The sequence below is a fragment of the Mesorhizobium sp. M1006 genome, assembly GCF_040318825.1.
GTDB lineage: Bacteria > Pseudomonadota > Alphaproteobacteria > Rhizobiales > Rhizobiaceae > Mesorhizobium.
This window is the reverse complement of record NZ_JAMYMZ010000014.1, coordinates 69,534-91,922: the sequence shown is the minus strand read 5'-3', so window position 1 is coordinate 91,922 and position 22,389 is coordinate 69,534. Positions and strand designations below refer to the sequence as shown.

The window sequence follows — 22,389 nt, the reverse complement described above, 5'->3', positions numbered from 1 at the left end:
TCAAGACCGAATGCAGCCGACCCATGCAGGAGCTGAACCATGTCCGCTGTCGCCACACGAGCAGATTGCAAACCGCTTCGCCCGGCCGCCGTTGCCGCCCCGTCAGAAGCGGCGGCACTTCGAGCCAATCATCGCTGGAAGGTGCTGGGCATCGGCGTCGCCGCCAATGCCTGCTTTTCCGCGACCTTCTCCGGCATTCCGGCGACGGCGGTGTTCCTGCGCTCGGGCTATCATCTCTCCAATGGCGAACTCGGCCTGGCGCTTGGCCTTCTCGGCCTGGGCGTGGCGCTGAGCGAATTGCCGTGGGGGCTGCTGACCGATCGCTGGGGCGACCGCCGCGTGCTGCTGACCGGGCTCGGCGCAACCGCGGTTTGGCTGCTTGTCATGGCCGCGCTGGTCGTGCCGTCACCGGCCCATATTCCCGGCATCGCGCTTCTCGCCGCTGCCCTGCTGGTCACCGGATTGCTCGGCGGCAGCGTCAACGGCTCCAGCGGCCGCGCCATCATGGCCTGGTTCGGCGAAGGCGAGCGCGGCTTTGCCATGAGCATCAGGCAGACGGCGGTGCCGCTTGGCGGCGGGCTTGGCGCGCTCGTGCTGCCAGCGCTCGCTTCAGCCCATGGCTTCACGGCAGTCTTCGGACTTCTGGCGGCTGCATCCGCGGTCTCGACCTCGCTCGCCTGGCGCTGGCTGCATCAGCCGCCGGCGCATGACGATGCCAATTCGGGCAGCATGGCATTGTCGGCCGGCCCGGCGCCGCTGCGCAACCCGGCCGTCTGGCGCATCGCAACAGCCATCGGCCTGCTTTGCTTTCCGCAGGTGGCGGTGCTTACATTTGCTTCCGTGTTCCTGCATGATTTCGCCGGCATGGGAACAGCCGTGATCAGCGCCAGCCTGGCTGCCGTGCAGGTCGGCGCCATGGTCATGCGCGTCTGGAGCGGCCGCTACACCGACCGTCACGGCAACCGCCGGTCGTTCCTGCGTCTGTGCAGCATGCTGAGCGTGGCCGCCTTCACCGTGCTTGCGGCGCTCGTCTTGTTTTCGGCCCAATTCTTGTCAGGCCAAGCGCCGATGCTGTCGCCGGCGATCGTTGCGGTGCTGGTCGTGGCCGGTATCTGCGTCTCCTCCTGGCACGGCGTTGCCTACACCGAGCTTGCGACGCTGGCCGGCGCCAGCCAGGCCGGGACGGCGCTCGGCCTCGCCAACAGTCTGGTCTTCATCGCCTTCTTCCTGGTGCCGATCGCCATTCCCGGGCTTCTCGTGCTCTGCTCGTGGGCAGGCGTCTGGCTGGGTGCGGCTATTTGCGCGCTGATCGCCTGGCCGATCTTTCTTCCGTCAAGCGACGGCCGCAAAAGCGCCTGACTTCGACACGAGATGGGAAAACAACGTTCTAAGCTGTTAACGCCCCATCAAGGTTAATGCATCATTGTAGCTCTCCAGTGGGGTCCGTTGCGTTTCTGGAGAGTTCCGTGCATCGACGTGTTTTGACGCGGCTTGTCGCCGCCGCCGGTGAGAAAAAGCGTTCCTTCCTGTCTCCCCTCGTTATTGGCCTTGGCATCTGGATCGGCTTTCCGACGGTCGCGGCCTATCAGGACATGACAAGCCTGGTCTCCGGTCTTGAGGCGCCGAGCGTCCGCTGGAACGCCTATGTCGAGAAATCCGTCGCCGGCTCCGTTCACGCCGCCGAAATGCCCTTCCTCGATTCCAGCAGCACCGGCTCGCTCTCCGGCTCCGGTGTCCAACTACCCGGCATCGGCGCCGTTTCGTTTCGCGGCAAGGGCAGCATCGCCGGCACGACGCCGGACGAGAACCGCATCACGCGTGCCGACAAGAAGGGCCGCATCATCCAGGTCTCGCCCGTCTCGCCGCCGAAGAACTTCAATGCCGGCTCGATCTTCGAGCGCACCTCTTCGCTGCTCCGCCCAAGCATGGACAGCGGCCTGAGGATGGCTTTCGCCAAGCCCGAGATCAAAGGCAAGGAAATCCAGATCGCCGCCGCCTTCCACACGCGCATCGACAAGAAGCCGGATCCCGGCGTACCGGCGATGCTTGCCGCGCTGGTCAACAATGATCATCCTGACGTGCTGGCGACCGCCTACGCCTCGTCCGCTCCCGACTATGCACAGGCGTCGCCCTTCGAGGCCTTGCTGCAGGACGAGGACCCGAACGACGGCCGCTTCATTCCGCCGCTGAGCAAGGGCGACCATTCCTGGATGCAGACGCCGCTGCCGGCGAGCGTTTTTTCCAAGCAGGAGCAGGCCTGTCTCGCCAACGGCATCTATTTCGAAGCGCGCGGCGAATCCGTGCGCGGCCAGGCCGCCGTCGCCCAGGTCATCCTCAACCGCGTCCGCAACCCCGCCTATCCGAACTCGATCTGCGGCGTCGTCTATCAGAACGACAACTGGTTCAACCGCTGCCAGTTTTCCTTCGCCTGCGACGGCAGGAAGAAGCGCATCGACAACCCCGCTGCCTACAAGACCGCCCAGGATGTCGCCATGGCCGTCACAGCCGGCAAGATCTTCATTCCGGAAGTCGGCTCGTCGACCCATTATTACGCCAACTACGTCCATCCGGGCTGGGCGCGGACGATGCAGAAAATGACCAGGATCGGCCTGCACATCTTCTACCGCACCTATGGTGGCGGCTGGAGCTGAGCGCTCGGGCAGCCCTTGCGTCTTTCGCGCGAGAGCGGCCGATCGAAGACGCATCGCCGCGGGGATTCGGCCGCAGCCCGCCAGAGACCGCGTCGGGCACGATGTCGCACCCGAGCAAGTGGCTGATTTATAACGAAAAAATACTTGAGCTTGAACGTCCGCCCGTGGCTTGACGGGCGCGGACCCTCTAACTATGTTGCCGGCGACTTTAAGAAGCGGACGGACGGTGACGGTCTGACCGGGCAGGGGGGTTGCGTGGCCGACAAGAATGGGCCAGACGGAACCGGCAAAACCGGCCGCGGCAAGCAGCATGAAGCCGACATCCGCGACGACGATCTTGAGCGCCGCCGGCGCGACCTTGAAGCATCGCTTGCGACAAGGCGGCCGGACCGGCTCGAGGGGAAAGACGACGGGAAAACGGGCAGTGTGGCCGGGTACGGCCAGGCGCTCAAGCTGTCCAGCGAGTTCATCGCCGGGATAGTGGTCGGTGCGGCTCTCGGCTGGTTTATCGATCGCGTGGCGGGGACATCGCCATGGGGTCTGATAGTCGGGCTGCTGCTGGGTTTTGTCGCCGGCGTGCTCAACGTCCTGCGTTCAGCCGGGCTTGTGTCGGAATTCGGAACGGGCGACAAACCGCGCGATCCGAAAGAATGAATTGAGGCGCCGCATGCCGGCGCATTGAACAGAATGCTGAAGCCGTCTGCGGCTTTGATGGGGATTTAAAGTGGCTGCTGACAAGGTCGATCCGATCCACCAGTTCCAGATCCATCCGATCATTCCGATTCACATCGGCGGCTACGACCTGTCCTTCACCAATTCGGCTCTGTTCATGCTTGCGACGGTCGCTGTCGCATCGGCGTTTCTCTACCTCAGCACGTCGAGCCGCAGCCTGGTTCCGGGCCGCCTTCAGTCGGTCTCGGAAATGGCCTATGAATTTGTCGGCAATATGCTGAGGGACGCCGCGGGCACGCAAGGCATGAAGTTCTTCCCCTTCGTGTTCTCGCTGTTTATGTTCGTGCTTGTCGCCAACCTGCTTGGCCTGTTCCCGTATTTCTTCACCATCACCAGCCACATCATCGTCACTTTCGGCCTCGCTGCGCTGGTGATCGGAACGGTCCTCGTCTACGGCTTCACCAAGCACGGCCTTGGCTTCCTGAAGCTGTTCGTCCCGCATGGCGTGCCGGTCTACCTGCTGCCGCTGGTGGTGCTGATCGAGGTGATTTCCTTCGTCTCGCGTCCGGTCAGCCTGTCGGTTCGTCTGTTCGCCAACATGCTCGCCGGTCACATCACGCTGAAGGTGTTCTCGGGGTTTGTCGTCAGCCTGAGCGCGCTCGGCGCGGTCGGCGTGGCTGGTTCGGTTCTGCCGCTGGCGATGGCCGTGGCGCTGACGGCGCTGGAGCTGCTGGTCGCGTTCCTGCAGGCCTACGTCTTTGCGGTGCTGACCTGCATGTATCTCAACGACGCCCTGCATCCCGGGCACTGACAAGGTTTCCGGCATTGCCGCCGGATCGATTTTGCAACGGAATTTTAGATCCAAAGGAGTTGAACAAATGGACGCAGAAGCAGCAAAGTACATCGGTGCCGGCATCGCATGCCTCGGCATGGGCGGCGCGGGCATTGGCCTCGGCAACATTTTCGGCAGCTATCTGGCGGGCGCGCTGCGCAACCCGTCGGCAGCCGACGGCCAGTTCGGCCGCCTGATCTTCGGCTTCGCCGTGACCGAAGCGCTGGGTATTTTCTCGCTTCTCATCGCGCTTCTCGCTTTGTTCGGCTGAATGCTTGTTCGGCTGAACATTGGGAAGAATTGAACAGGCCGGCCGCGATCCTGCGGCGGGCCTGAATTTCGGGGATAGTCCATGTTCGTGACATCTGCCTTTGCGCAAGAGTCCGCGCCCGCCGTCGAAGGCGGCAGCGCTGGCACCGGCGTGCCTGCCGAGGCGCACGGCACGTTCCCGCCATTCAATCCGGCGACGTACCCCTCGCAGCTTCTATGGCTGGCAATCACCTTCGGGCTGTTTTATCTCTTCTTGAAACGGGTGGTGATGCCGCGCGTTGGCGGCATCATCGACGTGCGCAACGACCGCATTACCCAGGATCTCGACCATGCTGCCCGGCTGAAAAGCGAGGCCGATGCCGCCGTTGCCGCCTATGAGCAGGAATTGGCGGAAGCCAAGGGCAAGGCCAATGCGATCGGCCAGCAGGCCAACGATGCGGCCAAGGCGGAAGCCGAGGCTGCCCGCAAGACGATCGAGGCAGCGCTTGACCAGAAGCTTGGCGAGGCCGAGGCGCGTATATCTTCCATCAAGGCCAATGCCATGAAGGAAGTCGGCACGATCGCCGAGGACACCGCTTCGGCCATCGTCGAGGCGCTTGTCGGCGGCAAGGCCAGCAAGGCCGAAATCGCGGCCGCGGTCAAATCCGTGGCCGGGTGAGGAGCGCATCATGGACGCCACATCTCTCGCGACGCTTTGGGCAACTGTTGCCCTCGTAATCTTCCTCGGCATCGCCATCTACATCAAGGTGCCGGGCATGATCGCCAAGGCGCTCGATGCGCGTGCCGACAAGATCAGCTCCGAGCTCGAGGAAGCGCGCCGGTTGCGCGAAGAAGCCCAGCAGCTGCTTGGCCAATACCAGCGCAAGCGCAAGGAAGCCGAGCAGGAGGCCGCGGCCATCGTCGCCGCCGCCAAGCGCGAAGCCGACATGCTTGCCGCCGAGGCGCACAAGAAAACCGAGGACTATGTCGCTCGGCGCACCGCCTTGGCCGAGCAGAAGATCGGCCAGGCCGAGCGCGAAGCGATCGGCGAAGTGCGTGCCAGCGCTGTCGACATCGCGGTCGAAGCCGCGCGGGCGCTGCTGGCCGGCAAGATCGACGCCAAGGCCGGCGCCGACCTGTTCAACGCCTCGCTGCAGGATTTGAAGTCGAAGCTGAACTGAACGGCTGCATGAACAAGTCATCGAAGCCGCCCGGGAAACTTGGCGGCTTTTTTGTTGGCGAAAGCGACTGAGCGCGTAATCTCCCCCCTCGAGGGGGAGATGTCGCCAAAGGCGACAGAGGGGGTCGGTACGTCCTGGCGCGACGCCCTATGGAACGAAAGAGAACGTTGGCGCTTCACGCGAGGCGACCCCCTCTGGCCTGCCGGCCATCTCCCCCTCGAGGGGGGAGATCCGCGCCTAGCCGCCTTCGCAAATGTCAATCCAAACCCGAAAAACCCTCTTCCTCCAGCACCTCGGTGCCGCCGAACCGGAACGGTGCGAAGGAGGCGCGGTGCAGCCGTGCCACTGGCCCGTGCAGATCGATCGCCGTGCGATGGCGCACAGTGGCGTAGCCCATATGCAGTTCGAAGCCGTAACGCGCATGATGGCTGCCGCAGCCGCACATCATGCGGTCGCGCATCACCTTGGCGACGATCGAGGCTGCGGCGATCGATTGCGAGCGCTGGTCGCCCTTGATCAGTGCTTTGCCCTCGCAGGGCAGGCCGGGCGGCACGTCGCGGCCGTCGGCCAGTGCCAGCTTCGGCCGGATTGACAGGCCGGCCACGGCACGGCGCATCGCCTCCAGGCTGGCCTTGAGGATGTTGGAGGCATCGATGCCTTCGGCGCTGACCGAGGCCATCGATACGGCGAGTGCGGAGCCGAGGATTTTCAGGAACAGCGCCTCACGCTGCAAATGCGTCAGCCGCTTGGAATCGTCGAGGCCGTCGGGGATGTTGGCGGGATCGAGCACCACCGCTGCCGCCACCACCGGCCCGGCGAGCGGGCCGCGGCCGGCCTCGTCCATCCCCGCCACCGGCCAAAGGCCTTCGGCCATCGCCCTCGTCTCGAACGAGAAGTCGGGTTTCTCGACGATTTCGAAGAGAAGCGGAGAATCGGAACGTGGGCGAGCCATGGTGCGGCGAGGTTCGCATCGGCTCCGATTCTCCGCAAGTCCCTCCGGGTCGGGCGGGGCACCGGACCAGGAGGGGCTACCGTCTGCAAGCCCGGGGACAGGACAGGCCGGACGGGATTTTTTGCCCGTTGCCGGCCGTTTCAACCGGCTGGCGCGAGACGCTTTGTCACAGCAGCATCAGCTGCTCGGTAGCCTTGGCGGCGGGGACGAACTGGTCGGTCCTGAGCGAGCGCCGCTCGGCGTTGAGGCCGAGCCGTTTGGCAGCTATCTCGAAACGCCGGCCGATCTGCCAGGCATAGGGACCGGAGCCTTTCATGCGCTTGCCCCATTCCGAATCGTAGTCCTTGCCGTCGCGCATCGAACGGATCAGCGACATGACGTGGCGATAGCGGTCGGGATAGTGGCGCAGCAGCCAGTCCTTGAAGATCGGCGCGACCTCCAGCGGCAGGCGCAGCAGCACATAGCCGGCCTCGCGCGCGCCCGCTGCCTGCGCCGAATCGAGGATGCGCTCCATCTCCGGGTCGGTCAGTCCGGGGATGATCGGCGCGACCATCACCGAGGCCGGAATGCCGGCGTCCGAAAGCTGCCTGATCGCCTCCAGCCGCTTGGTCGGCGTCGACGCTCGCGGCTCCATCGTTCTGGCCAGCATCCTGTCCAATGTCGTCACCGACAATGCCACCTTGGCCAGCCCGCGTTCGGCCATGCGTGACAGAATGTCGATATCGCGTGTCACCAGCGCCGATTTGGTGACGATGCCGACCGGATGCCCGCGCGCCTCCAGCACTTCGAGGATCTCGCGCATGATCCGGTATTGCTTCTCGATCGGCTGATAAGGATCGGTATTGGTGCCGATGGCGATGGTGCGCGGCTGGTAATTATCCCTGGACAATTCCTTGTCGAGCAGCCGCGCCGCATCCGGCTTGGCAAACAGCTTCGATTCGAAATCCAGCCCCGGCGACAGGCCCATGAAGCTGTGCGTCGGCCGCGCGAAACAATAGACGCAGCCATGTTCGCAGCCGCGATAGGGATTGATCGAGCGGTCGAAGGAGATGTCGGGCGATTCGTTGCGCGTGATGATGGTGCGCGGCTTCTCGACCTGTACCTCGGTCCTGAACGGCGGCAGCTCCTCCAGCGAATTCCAGCCATCGTCGAACACATGCCTGCTGACCGGCTCGAAACGGCCGGACGGATTGATGCCCGCCGACCTGCCGCGATTGCGGTCGGGACGGACGCGCATGCCGCTCTGCTCGATCATCGCATTCGCCATCTCGGCCCTGCCAGCGCCGAAGGCTGCAATATCGGCACGCACGATCTGTTCCATCTTGGCCCTTTCCCAGGGACTGTCCGCCCGCTGTCGAATCGCTCTGCTCATGAATGTATTCCTATCGCATCGATGAGAACAAAGCAAGAACTTTCTCGCGGTGCGCCGCAAAAACTGGCGCTGCCCACCGCTTTCCGCTATTCGGCTAAACATGCTCAGCGTCCTGATCGAAACCCTGAATGACGAGGAGGGCCTTGCCCGCACGCTCGCCTCGCTGATCGGCGGCGCGGTCGAAGGCGTGGTGCGCGACGTTCTCGTCTGCGACACCGGCTCGACCGATCAGACGCACCGCGTCGCCGAACATGCCGGCTGCCACTATGTCAGCGGCGGCATCGCCGCCGGCATCAGGCAGGCCAAGGGCGACTGGCTGCTCTTGCTGGAACCGGGCGCGCGGCTGGGAGAGGGCTGGATCGACGAGGTCGTCGCCCATACCGCCAGGCAAACCATGGCGGCGCGGTTCTCGCGGGCACGCGGCAGCCGCACGCCATTCCTGTCGCGCGTCTTTGCCGGAAATCGCGCTCTCGCCGAAGGCTTGGTGATCAGCAAGCGTCAGGCCGCGGCGCTGTCGAAGAACGCCCGCAGCGCCGAAGCGATCGCCCGCGGCCTGGCGACCAGGAGGCTCCACGCCGAGATCTGGGTCGCGCCGCGGAAGTGACGGCTTACCGTCCCGGTTATGGGAACTCCGCCCAAGCACATTTTCTGGCGGGTCGTCGTTTATTGTGCATTGCACAAAATCTGGCCGGGGGTTACCATTCCCGGCGATATGGGCGAATAGGGTTTGGGGTGTGCCGGAGCGGCGACGACTAACGTCGATGCTGTTCCCTCGACATTTTGAGGACCCCGATGACCCTTTCAAGCCCTGACAAGTCCGGCGCTGCAAGCCTCGAGGCGATCGCACGAAACGGCGGCACGCTGCGCCGCATCGCCGCCCGCATCCCGACCTATCTTTCCGACCTTCGTGAGAATCCGGCATGGCTGCCGATGTTCATGCTGGCCCGCACCATGCCGGCGCGGCGCCTGCACTGGCGCGGTGCAAAGCCCGTTCCGCCGGCGCGCAATGTCGGTGAAACGATGTTCGCCGGCGTCGATCGCGATGCCGTCGTCGGCGCGCTGCGGACGGAGGGGCTCTATTCGGGCCTGATGCTGCCGGCCGCCATCCATGAGGAGATTGTCCGCTTCGCCGAGCGCACGCCATGCTTCGGCAATTTCGACCGTCGGCTGGAATTCCTGCCCGAAAAACACGCCGATGCCGAAAAGCATTTCGGCCGCCCGCTGCTCAGCGGTCACTATTTCGAACGGGTCCTCGACTGCAACGCTGCGGTCGCCGTGCAGCGCGATCCGCTGCTTCTCGATATCGCAGCGCACTATCTCGGCAGCCAGGCCAAGCTGATCACCACCCGCGTCTGGTGGAGCTTTCCGACCGGTGGCGTCTCGGACGCCGACAAGAACATGGCCTCGCTCGGCAAATACCATTTCGACCTCGACGACTGGCGCATGCTGAAGTTCTTTTTCTACCTGGTGCCGGTCGACGCCGACACTGGGCCGCATGTCTATGTCCGCGGCTCCCACAACCGCCGCATCCTGAAGCATCAGCTGACGCTGCTGGTAGGCCATTCGGCGGAAGAGGTGCTGGGCGTCTACGGCGAGCAGAGCCCGGTCACGCTGACCGGGCCGGCCGGCCTCGGCTTTGTCGAGGATCCGTTCGGCTTCCATATGGGCACCGTGCCGACGCGCACGCCGCGGCTGATGATGGAAGTCGGCTTCGGCGTCTCGCCGCCGTCGCGCCGGCGTTTTCACGGCGAGCCGGTCATTCGCTAAACCAAGGTCGCTTGGCTGATACCCCGGTTCGTCTCAGCCGCGCCGCAAATGCTCGTCCAGCCGCGGCATGATCTCGACGAAGTTGCAGGGCATGTGCCGGTAGTCGAGCTGCGGCTTCAAGATGCCGTCCCAGGCGTCCTTGCAGGCGCCGGGCGAGCCCGGCAGCACGAAGACGAAGGTGGCATTGACGACGCCGCCGGTTGCCCGGCTCTGGATCGTCGAAGTGCCGATCTTGTCGTAGGAGATGCGGTGGAACACTTCGGAAAAGCCGTTCATGCGCTTTTCGAAGATCGGCTCCAGCGCTTCCGGCGTCACGTCGCGGCCGGTGAAGCCGGTGCCGCCGGTGGTGATGACGACATCGATCGCATCGTCCTTCGACCAGCCCAGGACCTTGTCGCGGATCTTGTCGCGGTCGTCGGTAACGATGTCGCGGGCGGCCAGGACATGGCCGGCCTCGGCAATGCGGTCGGCCAGCGTCTGCCCGGATTTGTCGTCGGCGAGGCTGCGCGTATCGGAAACGGTCAGTACCGCGATGCGCACGGGAACGAAGGGGCGGCTCTCGTCAATCCTGGCCATGGGCGTCAGCCTCCGATGTCACGCTTCGCGTCGCCGCGACAAACCAGTCGGGATGGCGGCCGCGGATATCGACGGCCGCGCGCTTGGCCACATTGCCGGTCTCGAACAGCCCGAAGCAGGTGGCGCCGGAGCCGGACATCCTGGCAAAACCGGCTCCGGCCTTGTTGAGCACGGAAAGCGCCTTGCCGATGGCGGGCTGGATTGCGCGCGCCGCAGGCTCGAGATCGTTGCGGGTGATCTCCAGCCAGTTGCGGATACTGTGGAAGTCGAGGCTGCGCGGCAGCGGCGGCAGTCCCGCATTGTCGCGGCGGCCAAGCGCCTCGAACACGTCGGCCGTCGAGACGGCAGTGCCGGGATTGACGAGCACCAGACCCAGCGCCGGGAAACCCGGCACGAGCGTCAGCTCGTCGCCGATGCCGCGGGCTATCAGCGGTCTGGCTGCGAGGCACATCGGCACGTCGGCGCCGAGCGACAGGCCGATCCGCGCCAGTTCGGCATCGCCGATGTCGAGCCTCCAGGTCTGGACCAGGGCGCGCAGCACAGCCGCCGCATCGCTCGACCCGCCGCCGACACCGGACGCGACCGGCAGGTTCTTTTCGAGCCTGATGGCGACAGCCGGTGCGTGCTTGGGACCGGCCTCGCGCCGCAGTGCATCGCGCGCTCTCACCACCAGATTATTGTCGTCGACCGGCACCGCGGAGGCGTATTTGCCGGACACGGAAAACCCATCGCTGTCGGCAAGTTCCGTTTCGATGCGGTCGCCGAAGCGCGTGAACACAGCCAGGCTTTCGATCGTGTGATAGCCGTCGGCACGCTGGCCGGTGACGTGCAGCGCGAGATTTATCTTGGCGTGCGCATGCGACACCCGGATGCTGGCCTCGGCGTTCACTGGCTCGGCCGCGAGGGGTACGACGGTCAATCCTTGGCCAGACGGTATTCGCCGGTCTTCGGGTCCTTGACCAATGTTCCCATCGTACCGTTGGCGGCCTGCTTTTCGGTACGCCGCACCCTGGCGGTCACACGCTCGGCTTCCCTGACGAAGGAGCGGTAGCCGAAATAGGCGGCAATGCCGACGACGGCGAAGAAAATGATCTGCGGCATGTCAAACTCCTCCCTCGCAAGGCCGGCAAGGCCGCCGGTCGGGTCGGTTGATGATTTATGCTAGACGCTTTCACCGGCTTTTCAAAGCCCGAAGCGCGCCCACAGCGCGCTCTCTTCCGCCGCATCGATGACGCCGCTTGCCGCGGCGGCGGCGATATCGGGCGCCGAAAAGCTCGAGCCGAACAGGCCGAAGCGGCCGAACAGGCCGCGCGGCGCGGTGATCAGCTTGAGCTGGGTTTTCGGCCCGAAACGGCTCTTCAGCACGCTGCGCATGTCGCCGAGCGCATCGACCAGTCCGAGTTCAAGCCCCTTCTTGGCCGTCCAGAACAGGCCGGTGAACAGGTCGGGATCGTCCTTGAGCTTGCTGCCGCGCCTGTCCTTGACGAGGTCGATGAAGGTCTCGTGGACCTCCAGCTGCAGCGCCTTCAGGCGCTCCACGTCCTCCTTCCTTTCCGGCTTGAACGGGTCGAGCACCGCCTTGTTCTGGCCGGCGGTGTGGACGCGGCGCTCGATGCCGATCTTCTTCAACAGCTCCGGAAAGCCGAACGAGGCCGACACCACGCCGATCGAGCCGACGATGGAGGACGGGTCGGCAAAGATCTCGTCGCCGGCGACCGCGATCATGTAGCCGCCCGATGCCGCCACGTCCTCGACGAAAACCAGGACCTTCTTGTTCTTCTCGCTCGCCAGGTCGCGGATGCGCCTGAAGATCAGCCGCGACTGCACCGGCGAGCCGCCTGGCGAGTTGATCGAGATGGCGACCGCCGGCGCGTCGAAGGAAAACAGCTTTTCGAGAAGGCCGGCGGTGGAAGCGAGCGACAGGCTCGGCCGGAACTGGCCGCCGCCGGGCATGATCGTGCCGTGCAGCCGGATGACCGGAATGGTGACGACGGCGGAGCGCCAGGATTTCGGCAGCAGGCGGTTGAAAAGGCGTTTCACGAGGGGGCGGTCTCCGGTCGATTTGCTTGAGGCATGTAGGAATTCGCCGGCCAACGGCAATGCCGTCACCCCGGCAATCAGAATGGATCAGTCTCCGAAAAGCGACGCCAGCCCGTTATTGATCAGCTCTGCCCGCTCCGAAGGGCCATTGCCTGAATAGGCATGCAGCATCAGCGGTGGTTGGATCGACAGTTTGCCGCGTGCGCCGAGTGCTGCCCGGACGACGATGCGGATCGCCGCCGCTTCGGGGCGAGGATGGACGGCCAGCATCTCGGCATCGCCGAAGCGGCCGGCGATGGCATCGAGGATGGCGCCGAGCTGTTCCGGCCGGGCGATGACGGCCAGCCCGCCGCCCGGTCTGACCACCGCGGCCGCGCTGCGGATCCAGCTGTCGAACAGCCCATCCTCCGAGACATGCGCGGCCTTTCTCAGCGGATCGGGCGTCGCGCGATCCTCGGCGGCATTGAACGGCGGGTTCATGATGACGAAATCGAAGCTGTTGTCCTCAAGTCCGGCGGCCGTTCGCGCCCGGCCCGACAGCGCGACATCGGCGACGAGCACCGAGGCGCGGTCGCTGAGATGCGCATTGCCGGGGTGGGCAAGCGTGGTGGTGGCGAAGGCCGCCATTTCCGGGGAACGCTCGATGAGCACGGCCGCGGCACCGGGGCAGCGCGACAGGACCGCCAGGCCGGCCGCACCAGCGCCCGCGCCAAAATCGGCAAGCCGCTCGGCGAAGGAGGACGGCACGGCAGCCGCCAGCATCATCGCATCCATGCCGGCGCGGTGGCCCGCCTTTCTCGGCTGCACCAGCCAGAAGCGACCGCGATGAAAGGCATCGACCGTATGAGCCGGCATGTCCGGGACAAGGGCAGCGGGCGACGCGGACATTATTTTTGGCGGATCTCGTTAGCGATGCCGGCATCCGTCAGGATGCGCCGCGCCGCATCGGCCTTGTCGGCGTCCACCATGACACGGCGGGGCAGGATGCCGATCGAGCCGTCGAGGACGCTCATGTTCTGGTCGGCGACGAAACAGCCGATGCCGGCATCGCGCATGAGCGATTCGACAAACGAAATGATGACGGCGTCGTTGGTGCGGATGAGCTCTATCATCGGATTAGGGCCATGATCTATCGATATGGTCGAAATGGCGCCTGAAACGGCAAGAAGATGCGAGGAGAAGCGTGAAGGTCGGGGTCTTTCCCCCGGCCGAGCGGTTCGACGACGCAGCTTGCAGCCGTTTCGGCGTCCGGAGGATGTGGTCCATCTGCCCGGCTACTTTGTCGCGAAGGACTTGAAAGCCGAATGGCTTCCTGCGCCTTCGCTCCGCGTATCCGGACAGATGGCCTCACACCATTTCGATCATATCGATAGATCATGGCCCTAAACTCGCAGTTTGCGGCGTTGATGTAAACGTAGGCGTGATCATGTACCAGAGCCGGCGCGCCAATTCGCCTCTTGCCGCGCCGGTGGGTGACACCCTAGAGTCTGTCCAGGGACCATGTTGCCGTCGTGCATATCGAGGTTGGGAGTTTTGCCGTGGGTGTCGTTCTCAACATTGAAAACGGGAAGCGCGAAGCCGCCTCGATAAAGGACCTCATCGACCTGACCGTGGCCGACATGGGGCGCGTCAACAAATTGATCCTGTCGAAGGCCGGCTCCGATGTCGAGATGATTCCGGAGATAGCCAACCATCTGATCTCGTCGGGCGGCAAACGGCTGCGGCCGATGCTGACGCTCGCCGCGGCCCAGATGTTCGGCTATTCCGGCGACGGCCATGTCAAGCTCGCCACATCGGTCGAATTCATGCATACCGCGACACTTCTCCACGACGACGTCGTCGACGAAAGCGGCATGCGGCGCGGCAAGAAGACGGCGCGCATGATCTGGGGCAACCAGGCCAGTGTTCTGGTCGGCGATTTCCTGCTCGGCCAGGCGTTCCGGATGATGGTCGATGTCGGCTCGCTTGAAGCGCTCGATATCCTGTCGAGCGCTGCTTCGATCATCGCCGAAGGCGAGGTGATGCAGCTTGCCGCCGCCAAAAACCTCGAGACCACCGAGGACGAGCATTTCGCGGTGATCAAGGCCAAGACCGCGGCGCTGTTCTCCGCTGCCGCCGAGGTCGGCCCGGTCATCGCCCAGGCGACGCGCAATGATCGCGCAGCACTTCGCTCCTACGGCATGAATCTCGGCCTTGCCTTCCAGCTGATCGATGACGCGCTGGATTACGGCGGCACCAGCAAGGATCTCGGCAAGAATGTCGGCGACGATTTCCGCGAGGGCAAGGTGACGCTGCCGGTGATCCTCGCCTATCGGCGCGGCACCAAGGCCGAGCGCAGCTTCTGGAAACGCGCCATCGAGGACAATGCCGCCGACGATGCCGGGCTGGAAAAGGCCATCGGCCTGATGCTCCGCCACGGGGCGATTGCCGACACCATCGGGCGCGCCCGCCATTTCGGCGAGATAGCCCGCGACGCGCTGGCGCCGCTCGAGGCGACGCCGCAGAAGTCTGCACTGATCGACGTCATCGATTTCTGCATCAGCCGGGTGAATTGACAGGCGTCGCGGCGCGAGGCCGGGACGCCGCCTGTTCTCATCGAGCCTTTGCCGGAAGCACTATTGCTGCCAGCAAACTGACGACGATGCCCGCCGCCGCGAGCCGGAAGGCAACCTGGATGCGTTGCCGACATTGAGCGTCGTCGAAGCCATCCCCGAGGCGACGCCTTGCTGGTCATGGGCAACGCCGGAAGCGGCGGCAATCCACATTGCGGTCCAGACGATGCCTTGTCCGACGCCGGAGACGATCAGGCCGGGTACGAGGGGCAGATAGCTGCTGTCGGCAGTCGCGCCTGATACCATCAATGCTGTGCCGACCGCGCCGACGATCATGCCGCCGACCAGGGTGCTGCGCGTCGAAAAGCGCGTTGCCAGACGCTCGCCGAGTTGCGTGCCGGTGGCGATGGCGACCGACGGCACGAGAAAGGCGAGGCCCGTCTGCAAGGCAGTGAAGCCGTGCACGTTCTGCAGCAGCACGGTGAGGAAGTAGGGCAGCGCGCCGAAAGTAGCCATGTAGAGGAAGGTTATCGTCATGCCGGCGACGAGGCTGCGGTTGTGGAACACGCGCAGCGGCATCAGCGGGTCGGCGCTGTTGGCCTCGATCACGGTGAAGGCGATCAGGAAAAATGCCGCCAGTGCTGCGCTGACGATGATTGCGCCAGAGCCCCAGCCATATTCGGGCCCCTGAACCAGGGTGAAGACAAGCAGCGTCGCGCCGGCGGTGACGGTCAGCGCGCCCGGCAGATCGAAGCTGCACTGCTCGTGCCGCTTGCGATCGCGCGGGATGATGGCGAAAGCCGCGATGATGGCGATCCCGGCCAACAGCACGTTGACGTAGAAGACCGACGGCCAGCCGAAGGCGCTGGTCAGAAACCCGCCGGCAAGCGAACCGAGCGTCAGGCCGCTGGCGCCCGCGCCTCCCCAGACGGCGAGCGCCCGGTTGCGTTCCGGTCCCTCGGCGAACAGGCGGTTGATCAGCGACAACGTCGCAGGAAACAGGAACGCGGCGCCGATGCCTTGCACGGCGCGGGCCGCGATGATGATTTCCGGCGACCAGGCGAGGCCGCCGACCAGAGATGAGAGCGCGTAGAGCCAGAGCGCGAAGATGAAGACGCGGCGCTGGCCGATCAGGTCGGCGGCCCGGCCGCCGAACAGCAGGAAGCCGCCGGTGAAGACGGTGTAGGCGCTGACCACCCACTGCAGGGTCTGGCCTGAAAATCCGAGGCCGGCGCCGATCTCCGGCAACGCCACGAAGACTATGTTGAGGTCGAGCGAGATGATGAGCTGCGCGAAGGCGAGCAGCGCCAGCGTTGCGCCATGTTTCGCCCTGCTTGCTCCCTGCGTTATCGCCCCGAGCGGCGCGCCTTGATCCAGTGAACTCATGCCGGTCTCCTTGTCGACAATTATTTAATGATCGACAAAGAATTGAGATTTGCAATCCGAAGTCAAGCGGATTATTTGTTGATCGACAAAAATTGGAGACCGCCATGGCGGGAAGGCCAAGGGAGTTCGACCGCGACCAGGCGCTGGAGAAAGCCCGCGACGCTTTCTGGAGACGCGGCTACGAGGGCACCTCGATGGCCGATCTCGTATCGGCGCTTGGTCTCGCATCGGCGCGCATCTATGCCGCCTTCGGCTCGAAGGAGGATCTGTTTCGCGAAGCGGTGGCACTTTACGAGGCCAATGAGGGCGGCTTCGCCACACGCGCACTGCAGGAAGAACCAAATGTCCGGCGCGTCATCGAGCGCATGCTTCGCGACGCCGTCGAAATCTATACGCGGCCGGGGCAGCCGCAGGGCTGCATGGTGGTGACGGCCGCGACCAATTGCGCCGTCGAAAATGACGCCGTGCTGCAATGGCTGGTGGAGCATCGGCTGGCGCTTACCGCATCGATCGTCGAGCGGTTGAAGCAGGCGGTGCGCGATGGCGAATTGAAGCCGGACACCGATGCCGAGACGTTGGGGGATTATTACGCCACGCTGATGCACGGCCTTTCGGTGCAGGCACGCGACGGCGTGCCGAAAAAGCGGCTGCACGATCTTGTCACCGTCGCCATGCAGGCGCTCGACGCAAGCCTTTCGCAAACGTCCTGAGTTTCAGGGCCGTGACGCTTGGCCCTCACTTGCCGGATTTCTCGGCGGCCTTCTTGGGATTGACCGCCGCCGTCGGCGGCTCGGGTGGTTCGGCAGCGACAGCTTTCGGCGGTTCCGGCTCGGTTGCCGGCGCCTCGGGGCCGGCCTTGCTGAGCGCGACCGAGATGCCGAACACCTTCCATTGCCGTTCGACCGGCGCAAACAACAGCTCGAAATTGACCTGCATCGGCACCGAGGGAAAGAAACCGGCCATATGCAACATGCCGTTGGGCTCGATCTGCGGCAGCAGCGTCAATTGCGGCTCAAGCACCGCGACGCCGCCGAGGTCGATGCCGTCATTGCGGTGGCCGGCGAAGATCTCGGCAAGCTTGGCCGCATTGTTGGTCTGGAAGCCCGGCGCGCCGAGATCGCGCAGCACCGTGTAATTCCCTGTCTTGTTGGCATGGTCGAGCGCCAGCAGCGAGCCGCGCACCAGGATCAGCACGCCGTTGCGGTCGATGTTGGCCGGCTTCGGCGCCTGCGGCTTGGCCGATTTCTGGGTTTTCGACGTTTGCGCCAGGGCAGGCTGGACAAGCTGCGGAACGGCTGCCGTCAGCACCAAGGCGGCCAGCAACATTCTGCCCGTCGGCCGCACCGATCCCGGCAAGATTGAGGTCATGCCCGCTGCATCAGTTGAGTGTCCACGATGCGCCGACGCTGACGCCGACATCGCCACGGTTGGTGGAGGCCGACACGGCGGCGTTGAGGCGGAAATCCAGGCTCGTGCTATAGCCGAGGCCGAGCGCCAGGCCCGACTGGCCCTTGAAATGGCCAAAGCCGCCGGCCAGCGACAATTTGCCGGGCCTGTCGTCGTAACGCAATCCCGCCGTCGCCAGCGCAAGCGCCGTTCCGGCGCGGGCTTCCGAGCGGTTTTCGCTGACCTGCTCGCCAAGGTTCTGCAACCCGCCCTCCAGCGCGCTGACGCGGCCGTCGAGCAGGGCGATGTTAGCCTCGTTGATCGTGGTGCGACTGTCGAGGCTGAAAATCTGCGCGGTGTGCAGGTTGAGCGTGTTGGTATTGTTGGTGATACGCGCCTCGTGATCGGCAAGCTGGATCGTATGATCGCCGACCGTCGTGTTGAGCGCGTTGATCTGGTTGGTGTTGTTGACAATGCGCGTCTCGTGATCGGCAAGCTGCATGGTGTGGCTGCTTACCGTGGTGTTGAGCGAGGCGATCTGGGTGGTATGGGCTGCAACGTCGTCGGCCAGTCCTTCGAGTTCGTCGATGTTCACGGAAGCGGTCGCCAGATTGCCCGCGGCGTCGGACGTCACCAGGTATTTCGGTCCGCTCTGGGCCTCCCTGCTGGCTGCGCTGTTGATGCCCGACAGAGTGTAGGTGGCGCTGCTGTTGCCGATAGCCACCTGATTGGCGCGTGTCGTGGTCACACCTTGGCCTACGGCGACTGAATCGGCAAAATTGGCCGTCGCACCGGTGCCGAGGGCGGTGGCATTCACCGCATTCGCCTTGGCCGAGGCGCCAAGAGCGGTAGCGTTGGCCTGGTTAGGGCCTCCCGCACCAGCCTGAGCACGGGCGCCGATAGCCGTCGTGCTTGCATTGTTATGGTTGATGGGACCCGAGATTCCCCCGGCCCACGCATCATCGCCAAGAGCGGTACTGAGGTCTCCATCAGAAACGGCTCTACCGCCGACCGCCGTCGAGGATCCGCCCGCAGCTTGGGCGATAGTTCCGCATGCCATACCGGTGGGCGAAGCCCCGGCGCCATCTGCGCCATAATTTATATCTTCACACACAAACGCAGCCGCCGGAGTCGGCGCGAGGGCCACCAGGCCGGCTGCCGCGGCTATCACCAAAGCTCCGGCCCCGCGAACCGGCACGCGGGACGACATCAGGATGCCGGCAGCCCCCAATGCAGCCGACCACTCAAAGCCTTCTACAACACGGCTCTTCATCGAATTATCCCCTTCTTTCCAGAACGGCGCCGGCCGATCGCAAAGCTCCCGATGAGATGGACCATGCATGAAGCCGGCAACGGCCGGACAGTCGGCAAATGCCTACACTTCGCGGCATTCCCCCTGTTCTTGCAGCGTTTTCAGTCCTGGCTGTTGCAATCTTGCAACGTCGGGCCGGTTGACTGACCGAAATCACGAAAACGGCCGCGCGCTCGTCAGCAGCGCCACGAGCTGGCTTTGGCGACTGGTTCCGGTTTTCCGAAAAATTCGCTCGAGATAAGTACGGGCCGATTTGACGGCGATGCCGATTTCGAGGGCGGCTTCCTGTACGGAACGGCCTGAGGCAAGCACGACGGCGAGCCGGGCTTCCGCCGGCGTCAAGTCGAACAGGCCCGAAAGGATATCGGGCGACGGCACCGTCGCGCTGATGCTGACGGCAGTTGCCGCGACAAGGATATCCGCGCCCGAAAAGATGTCATGTGCGGCACGGCGCAACGGCAAAAGGTGAACGATCAGCGCAGGCCGCCCCTCGACGGCTGGGACAGGGATGGACCGCACAACGCGATGGTCGGCGTTGTGCATGATGGCTTGCTGGAAAAGCGCGTTTGCAGACAGGTCCGCAAGCACCATGCCGCCGCCGGCCTGGGGGATGAAGACGTCCTTCATATCTTCCAGCAGGCGGTTGACCGTCAGCACGCGGCCCGATCTGCTCATGACTGCCGCTGGCAGCTCGATCTCGCTCAGAATGGACACGGCGGTCCTGGCCCGCTCCAGACCGAGCCGCCCGGCGACAAGGCCGGCCCGCGCCAGATGCGGACGCAGTCCGTTCAGCAGGTCGATCGCGGCTTGATCGTACTTGCCGTCCTTCAGCCAGCGCTGGAAGACGAACAGCACAAGCTCCCCGCTCGGCATGGGAATCGACGTACAGACGGGCGATCCGACGCCGAAATTTCTTGCCCATGCGTAGATCGGGTCCCGCTCGATCTCATCGCCGGTCATGATGTCGTCGACCCGCACAAAGCTTGCCGGCTGAGTGCTGCACATGCGCTGCACGCTCTCGGAAAATTTCCAATCTGCCATGAAAGCGTCGATCAAGGGCTCGGCCTGCGCCTCGCCGATGGCGCGAAGCGGGGAATGATCGCTGATCATGAAAATCGAGCCGCTTGCCGAGCGCGTGATCGCACTGGTCGCTTCCAAGGCATCCGGCCACAGCTCGGCTGCGAATGCGGCTTCATAGATACGGTCGACGATGGCGAAGGCTTCTTCGTTTCGCGGCATTTCCAGCATCGGCACCCCCTGACGGCTGGCGAGGCAAGAACTGAGGGCACATCCTGCCACGCAAAGTTGCATGGCGGAAGCTTTCAACCGCTGGCCATTATGGATCGCTTACGGCGTCGGGAAATAGCGCCGTGCAGGCAGCGCCAAAGCGGACGCCACGCGGTCAAGAGTCGCAGTTCAGGCCCTTTCGGCATGGTTTATTAATTGCTTGACCCGATTGTGAATTCGGGCCGGGTTGAAGCACGACCCCAAAAAGGCCATGCTTTACCTGTAAAGATCGAGTCTACGGCGATCCCGCTGACGCGGAGATGGCGTTTGGCTGAAAGGGATATGATGCGGCAAGGATATGCGCGCTGGCTGACGGGGCTGGCAATCGCGACGGGCATGGCGATCTCGGCTTTGCCGGCGCATGCCAAACAGACCGCCGAGCCGGTCAGGATCACATCCTTCTCGGGGGCCTATCTTGCCGCCAGGATTGCCGACGGCGACAACGACCTCGACAGCGCCATTTCCTATTACAAGCAGGCGCTTGCGTTCGATCCGAACGATACGGGACTGCAGCAGAGCCTGATGCTGTCGCTGATCGCGCAGGGGCGCTTCGACGAATCCCTGGTCTATGCCGACAAGCTCAAGGCGGTTCCCGATGTCGAGCGCTTCTCGCGCCTGGCGCTGGCCATCGATTCCTTCCACAAGAAGGATTTCTCCAAGGCCGAATACTGGCTCAAGCTGTCGCTCGAATCCGATCTCGACCGGCTGATCTCCGGCGTCATGACCGGCTGGGCCAAGCAGGGTGCGGGTGACGCCGGCGAGGCCATGGCTTCCATCGACAAGCTGCAAGGCCCCGACTGGTTCAGCCTGTTCAAGTCCTTCCACCGCGCCTTGATTGCCGACGCCTCCGGCCTGCCCGACAGGGCGGATGCGCTCTACACCGCCACCGTGCAGGACACGGCCGCCGGCGGTGCGGCCCCCGAAACATGGATGCGCAACGCGCAGGCCTACGCCTCTTTCCTCGCCCGCAAAGGCGACAAGGCCAAGGCGCTGTCGGTGCTCGACAAGGCCGAGGCGTTTGCGCCCGGCAAGGTCGAGATTGCAGCCCTTCGCGACAAGATCAACAAGGGCGAAAAGATCGAGCCCTTCGTTGCCGGTCCGTCGGACGGCGCCTCGGAAATCCTGCTCGATCTCGCCACCGCGCTCAACCGCGGCGGCGGCGAGCCGTTCGTGCGGCTTTATCTGCAATATGCCCTGGCGCTGCGGCCCGACAACGACGCGGCGCTCGTTCAGCTTGCCGCCGTTGCCGAGCAGTTGAAAGACGGCGAGGGCGCCATCGCGCTCTATCGCCGCATTCCCGCCGGCTCGCCGCTGAAGCAGCTTTCGGACCTGCAGCTTGGCCTCAACCTTGCCGATCTCGACCGCAACGACGAGGCGATCACTCACCTCAAGGCCATCGTCGATGCGCATCCAGACGACATGCGCGCCTATCTGGCGCTCGGCGGCGTCTATTCCTCGAAGGAGGATTTCCGCTCCGCCGCCAATCTTTACGACAAGGCGGTCGAGGTGCTGAAGACGCCGACCGCCGCCAACTGGAACATCTTCTACCAGCGCGGCATCGCCTATGAGCGGCTGAAGGAATGGCCGAAGGCCGAGCCGAATTTCCGCAAGGCGCTGGAGCTCTACCCCGACCAGCCGCAGGTTCTGAACTATCTCGGCTATTCCTGGGTCGACAAGAACATGAACCTCAAGGAAGGCCTCGCGATGATCCAGAAGGCCGTCGACCTGAGGCCGAGCGACGGCTACATCGTCGATTCGCTGGGCTGGGCCTATTACCGCCTTGGCCAGTTCGACGATGCAGTGCGCGAAATGGAACGCGCCGTTTCGTTGAAGCCGGAGGATCCGGTGCTCAACGATCACCTCGGCGACGCTTACTGGCGCGTCGGCCGCAAGCTGGAAGCCACCTTCCAGTGGAACCAGGCCCGCGACCTGAAGCCGGACCCGGATGTGCTTGCCGCCTTGCAGCAAAAGCTGATGAAAGGCCTGCCGCCGATCGAATCCAACACGGCGCAGGAAACCCCGAACGTAAAGCCCTTGCCGGCGCCCGCCCCTAAGGGGTGACCCTTATTTCCTTCTCCCCTTGTGGGAGAAGGTGGATCGGCGCGCAGCGCCGAGACGGTTGAGGGGTGTCGGACGGATTGCCGTCGGTGCCAAGCTGGAACACCCCTCATCCG

General features: G+C 64.3%; 24 protein-coding genes. 12 read left to right on the top strand and 12 right to left on the bottom strand.

What is annotated here, in order from left to right:
* The first annotated feature begins 39 nt into the window (after positions 1-39).
* From NKH60_RS16005 to NKH60_RS15975, 7 genes are all read left to right on the top strand, one after another.
* Positions 40-1,359, top strand: coding sequence for an MFS transporter (locus NKH60_RS16005; protein ID WP_352540126.1), 1,320 nt, complete (start codon positions 40-42; stop codon positions 1,357-1,359).
* Positions 1,360-1,466: 107 nt separating this feature from the next.
* Entirely contained in the window at positions 1,467-2,651 is a 1,185-nt protein-coding gene (locus tag NKH60_RS16000) for a cell wall hydrolase (RefSeq protein ID WP_352612340.1), read from the top strand.
* A gap of 255 nt (positions 2,652-2,906) precedes the next feature.
* Entirely contained in the window at positions 2,907-3,305 is a 399-nt protein-coding gene (locus tag NKH60_RS15995) for an AtpZ/AtpI family protein (protein ID WP_352473359.1), read from the top strand.
* Positions 3,306-3,375: 70 nt separating this feature from the next.
* Positions 3,376-4,134, top strand: coding sequence for a F0F1 ATP synthase subunit A (locus tag NKH60_RS15990; RefSeq protein WP_352501993.1), 759 nt, complete (start codon positions 3,376-3,378; stop codon positions 4,132-4,134).
* Positions 4,135-4,201: 67 nt separating this feature from the next.
* The gene (locus NKH60_RS15985) at positions 4,202-4,426 is read left to right on the top strand and encodes a F0F1 ATP synthase subunit C (protein WP_006206606.1); all 225 of its coding nucleotides are present in this window, start codon (positions 4,202-4,204) and stop codon (positions 4,424-4,426) included.
* 81 nt (positions 4,427-4,507) lie between these two features.
* Entirely contained in the window at positions 4,508-5,083 is a 576-nt protein-coding gene (locus tag NKH60_RS15980) for a F0F1 ATP synthase subunit B (protein WP_352449932.1), read from the top strand.
* Positions 5,084-5,093: 10 nt separating this feature from the next.
* Positions 5,094-5,585, top strand: coding sequence for a F0F1 ATP synthase subunit B (locus NKH60_RS15975; RefSeq protein WP_023674071.1), 492 nt, complete (start codon positions 5,094-5,096; stop codon positions 5,583-5,585).
* A 256-nt stretch (positions 5,586-5,841) separates the two neighbouring features.
* On the opposite strand, the gene rnhB is transcribed toward NKH60_RS15975, so the two are convergent.
* A complete protein-coding gene (gene rnhB / locus NKH60_RS15970; RefSeq protein WP_352501990.1) occupies positions 5,842-6,537 on the bottom strand; it encodes a ribonuclease HII in 696 nt (231 codons plus the stop codon).
* Between the two features lie 166 nt (positions 6,538-6,703).
* Positions 6,704-7,858, bottom strand: a complete 1,155-nt coding sequence (locus NKH60_RS15965) for a PA0069 family radical SAM protein (RefSeq protein WP_352540123.1) — start codon at positions 7,856-7,858, stop codon at positions 6,704-6,706.
* Positions 7,859-8,009: 151 nt separating this feature from the next.
* Here NKH60_RS15965 and NKH60_RS15960 point away from each other — a divergent pair, with 151 nt between their 5' ends.
* Both NKH60_RS15960 and NKH60_RS15955 read left to right on the top strand, forming a co-directional pair.
* Positions 8,010-8,513, top strand: coding sequence for a glycosyltransferase (locus NKH60_RS15960; RefSeq protein WP_352612343.1), 504 nt, complete (start codon positions 8,010-8,012; stop codon positions 8,511-8,513).
* Positions 8,514-8,701: 188 nt separating this feature from the next.
* On the top strand, positions 8,702-9,676 hold the full coding sequence (locus NKH60_RS15955; protein WP_352612345.1) for a phytanoyl-CoA dioxygenase family protein: 975 nt from the start codon (positions 8,702-8,704) through the stop codon (positions 9,674-9,676).
* A gap of 33 nt (positions 9,677-9,709) precedes the next feature.
* On the opposite strand, the gene moaB is transcribed toward NKH60_RS15955, so the two are convergent.
* From moaB to NKH60_RS15925, 6 genes are all read right to left on the bottom strand, one after another.
* Positions 9,710-10,252: a molybdenum cofactor biosynthesis protein B gene (gene moaB / locus NKH60_RS15950; RefSeq protein ID WP_352612346.1), complete on the bottom strand. Its 543-nt coding sequence runs from the start codon at positions 10,250-10,252 to the stop codon at positions 9,710-9,712.
* Entirely contained in the window at positions 10,239-11,141 is a 903-nt protein-coding gene (locus NKH60_RS15945) for a 4-(cytidine 5'-diphospho)-2-C-methyl-D-erythritol kinase (RefSeq protein WP_352612716.1), read from the bottom strand. Before NKH60_RS15945 ends, moaB begins: the two co-directional genes overlap by 14 nt.
* Positions 11,142-11,167: 26 nt before the next feature.
* On the bottom strand, positions 11,168-11,353 hold the full coding sequence (locus tag NKH60_RS15940; RefSeq protein WP_352612348.1) for a hypothetical protein: 186 nt from the start codon (positions 11,351-11,353) through the stop codon (positions 11,168-11,170).
* An 81-nt stretch (positions 11,354-11,434) separates the two neighbouring features.
* Positions 11,435-12,292, bottom strand: a complete 858-nt coding sequence (locus tag NKH60_RS15935; RefSeq protein ID WP_352612350.1) for a S49 family peptidase — start codon at positions 12,290-12,292, stop codon at positions 11,435-11,437.
* 87 nt (positions 12,293-12,379) lie between these two features.
* The gene (locus tag NKH60_RS15930) at positions 12,380-13,180 is read right to left on the bottom strand and encodes a tRNA1(Val) (adenine(37)-N6)-methyltransferase (RefSeq protein WP_352612351.1); all 801 of its coding nucleotides are present in this window, start codon (positions 13,178-13,180) and stop codon (positions 12,380-12,382) included.
* Positions 13,180-13,404, bottom strand: coding sequence for a putative signal transducing protein (locus NKH60_RS15925; RefSeq protein WP_023674082.1), 225 nt, complete (start codon positions 13,402-13,404; stop codon positions 13,180-13,182). Before NKH60_RS15925 ends, NKH60_RS15930 begins: the two co-directional genes overlap by 1 nt.
* Before the next feature lie 426 nt (positions 13,405-13,830).
* On the opposite strand from NKH60_RS15925, the gene NKH60_RS15920 reads away from it, so the two are divergent.
* Positions 13,831-14,847 (top strand): polyprenyl synthetase family protein, encoded by a 1,017-nt coding sequence (locus NKH60_RS15920; protein WP_352612355.1) that lies wholly within the window; start codon positions 13,831-13,833, stop codon positions 14,845-14,847.
* Positions 14,848-14,907: 60 nt separating this feature from the next.
* Here NKH60_RS15920 and NKH60_RS15915 read toward each other — a convergent pair whose 3' ends face one another.
* Complete coding sequence (locus NKH60_RS15915) at positions 14,908-16,230, bottom strand: MFS transporter (RefSeq protein ID WP_352612356.1); 1,323 nt, start codon at positions 16,228-16,230, stop codon at positions 14,908-14,910.
* Between the two features lie 104 nt (positions 16,231-16,334).
* On the opposite strand from NKH60_RS15915, the gene NKH60_RS15910 reads away from it, so the two are divergent.
* The gene (locus NKH60_RS15910) at positions 16,335-16,940 is read left to right on the top strand and encodes a TetR/AcrR family transcriptional regulator (protein WP_352612358.1); all 606 of its coding nucleotides are present in this window, start codon (positions 16,335-16,337) and stop codon (positions 16,938-16,940) included.
* A gap of 25 nt (positions 16,941-16,965) precedes the next feature.
* Here the strand turns inward: NKH60_RS15910 and NKH60_RS15905 are convergent, their stop codons facing one another.
* The 3 genes from NKH60_RS15905 to NKH60_RS15895 all read right to left on the bottom strand — a co-directional run bounded on the left by NKH60_RS15905 (position 16,966) and on the right by NKH60_RS15895 (position 20,167).
* Positions 16,966-17,598: a hypothetical protein gene (locus NKH60_RS15905; protein ID WP_352612360.1), complete on the bottom strand. Its 633-nt coding sequence runs from the start codon at positions 17,596-17,598 to the stop codon at positions 16,966-16,968.
* Positions 17,599-17,608: 10 nt separating this feature from the next.
* Positions 17,609-18,676 carry a YadA-like family protein gene (locus tag NKH60_RS15900; RefSeq protein ID WP_352872699.1) on the bottom strand — a complete coding sequence of 356 codons (1,068 nt, stop codon included), beginning with the start codon at positions 18,674-18,676 and terminating at the stop codon, positions 17,609-17,611.
* A gap of 405 nt (positions 18,677-19,081) precedes the next feature.
* A complete protein-coding gene (locus tag NKH60_RS15895; RefSeq protein WP_352872675.1) occupies positions 19,082-20,167 on the bottom strand; it encodes a helix-turn-helix transcriptional regulator in 1,086 nt (361 codons plus the stop codon).
* A gap of 333 nt (positions 20,168-20,500) precedes the next feature.
* Between NKH60_RS15895 and NKH60_RS15890 the strand changes: the two genes are divergently transcribed.
* Positions 20,501-22,276, top strand: a complete 1,776-nt coding sequence (locus tag NKH60_RS15890; RefSeq protein WP_352470709.1) for a tetratricopeptide repeat protein — start codon at positions 20,501-20,503, stop codon at positions 22,274-22,276.
* The last annotated feature ends 113 nt before the right edge of the window (positions 22,277-22,389 follow it).

Coding starts and splice junctions, on each gene's coding strand:
- NKH60_RS15955 (WP_352612345.1), top strand. CDS start 8,702: ATGACCCTTTCAAGCCCTGACAAGTCCGGCGCTGCAAGCCTCGAGGCG.
- moaB (WP_352612346.1), bottom strand. CDS start 10,252: ATGGCCAGGATTGACGAGAGCCGCCCCTTCGTTCCCGTGCGCATCGCG.
- NKH60_RS15910 (WP_352612358.1), top strand. CDS start 16,335: ATGGCGGGAAGGCCAAGGGAGTTCGACCGCGACCAGGCGCTGGAGAAA.
- rnhB (WP_352501990.1), bottom strand. CDS start 6,537: ATGGCTCGCCCACGTTCCGATTCTCCGCTTCTCTTCGAAATCGTCGAG.
- NKH60_RS15890 (WP_352470709.1), top strand. CDS start 20,501: ATGCGGCAAGGATATGCGCGCTGGCTGACGGGGCTGGCAATCGCGACG.
- NKH60_RS15895 (WP_352872675.1), bottom strand. CDS start 20,167: ATGCCGCGAAACGAAGAAGCCTTCGCCATCGTCGACCGTATCTATGAA.
- NKH60_RS15915 (WP_352612356.1), bottom strand. CDS start 16,230: ATGAGTTCACTGGATCAAGGCGCGCCGCTCGGGGCGATAACGCAGGGA.
- NKH60_RS15900 (WP_352872699.1), bottom strand. CDS start 18,676: ATGGCATGCGGAACTATCGCCCAAGCTGCGGGCGGATCCTCGACGGCG.
- NKH60_RS15940 (WP_352612348.1), bottom strand. CDS start 11,353: ATGCCGCAGATCATTTTCTTCGCCGTCGTCGGCATTGCCGCCTATTTC.
- NKH60_RS15925 (WP_023674082.1), bottom strand. CDS start 13,404: ATGATAGAGCTCATCCGCACCAACGACGCCGTCATCATTTCGTTTGTC.
- NKH60_RS15985 (WP_006206606.1), top strand. CDS start 4,202: ATGGACGCAGAAGCAGCAAAGTACATCGGTGCCGGCATCGCATGCCTC.
- NKH60_RS15980 (WP_352449932.1), top strand. CDS start 4,508: ATGTTCGTGACATCTGCCTTTGCGCAAGAGTCCGCGCCCGCCGTCGAA.
- NKH60_RS15965 (WP_352540123.1), bottom strand. CDS start 7,858: ATGGAACAGATCGTGCGTGCCGATATTGCAGCCTTCGGCGCTGGCAGG.
- NKH60_RS16005 (WP_352540126.1), top strand. CDS start 40: ATGTCCGCTGTCGCCACACGAGCAGATTGCAAACCGCTTCGCCCGGCC.
- NKH60_RS15960 (WP_352612343.1), top strand. CDS start 8,010: ATGCTCAGCGTCCTGATCGAAACCCTGAATGACGAGGAGGGCCTTGCC.
- NKH60_RS15975 (WP_023674071.1), top strand. CDS start 5,094: ATGGACGCCACATCTCTCGCGACGCTTTGGGCAACTGTTGCCCTCGTA.
- NKH60_RS15930 (WP_352612351.1), bottom strand. CDS start 13,180: ATGTCCGCGTCGCCCGCTGCCCTTGTCCCGGACATGCCGGCTCATACG.
- NKH60_RS15905 (WP_352612360.1), bottom strand. CDS start 17,598: ATGACCTCAATCTTGCCGGGATCGGTGCGGCCGACGGGCAGAATGTTG.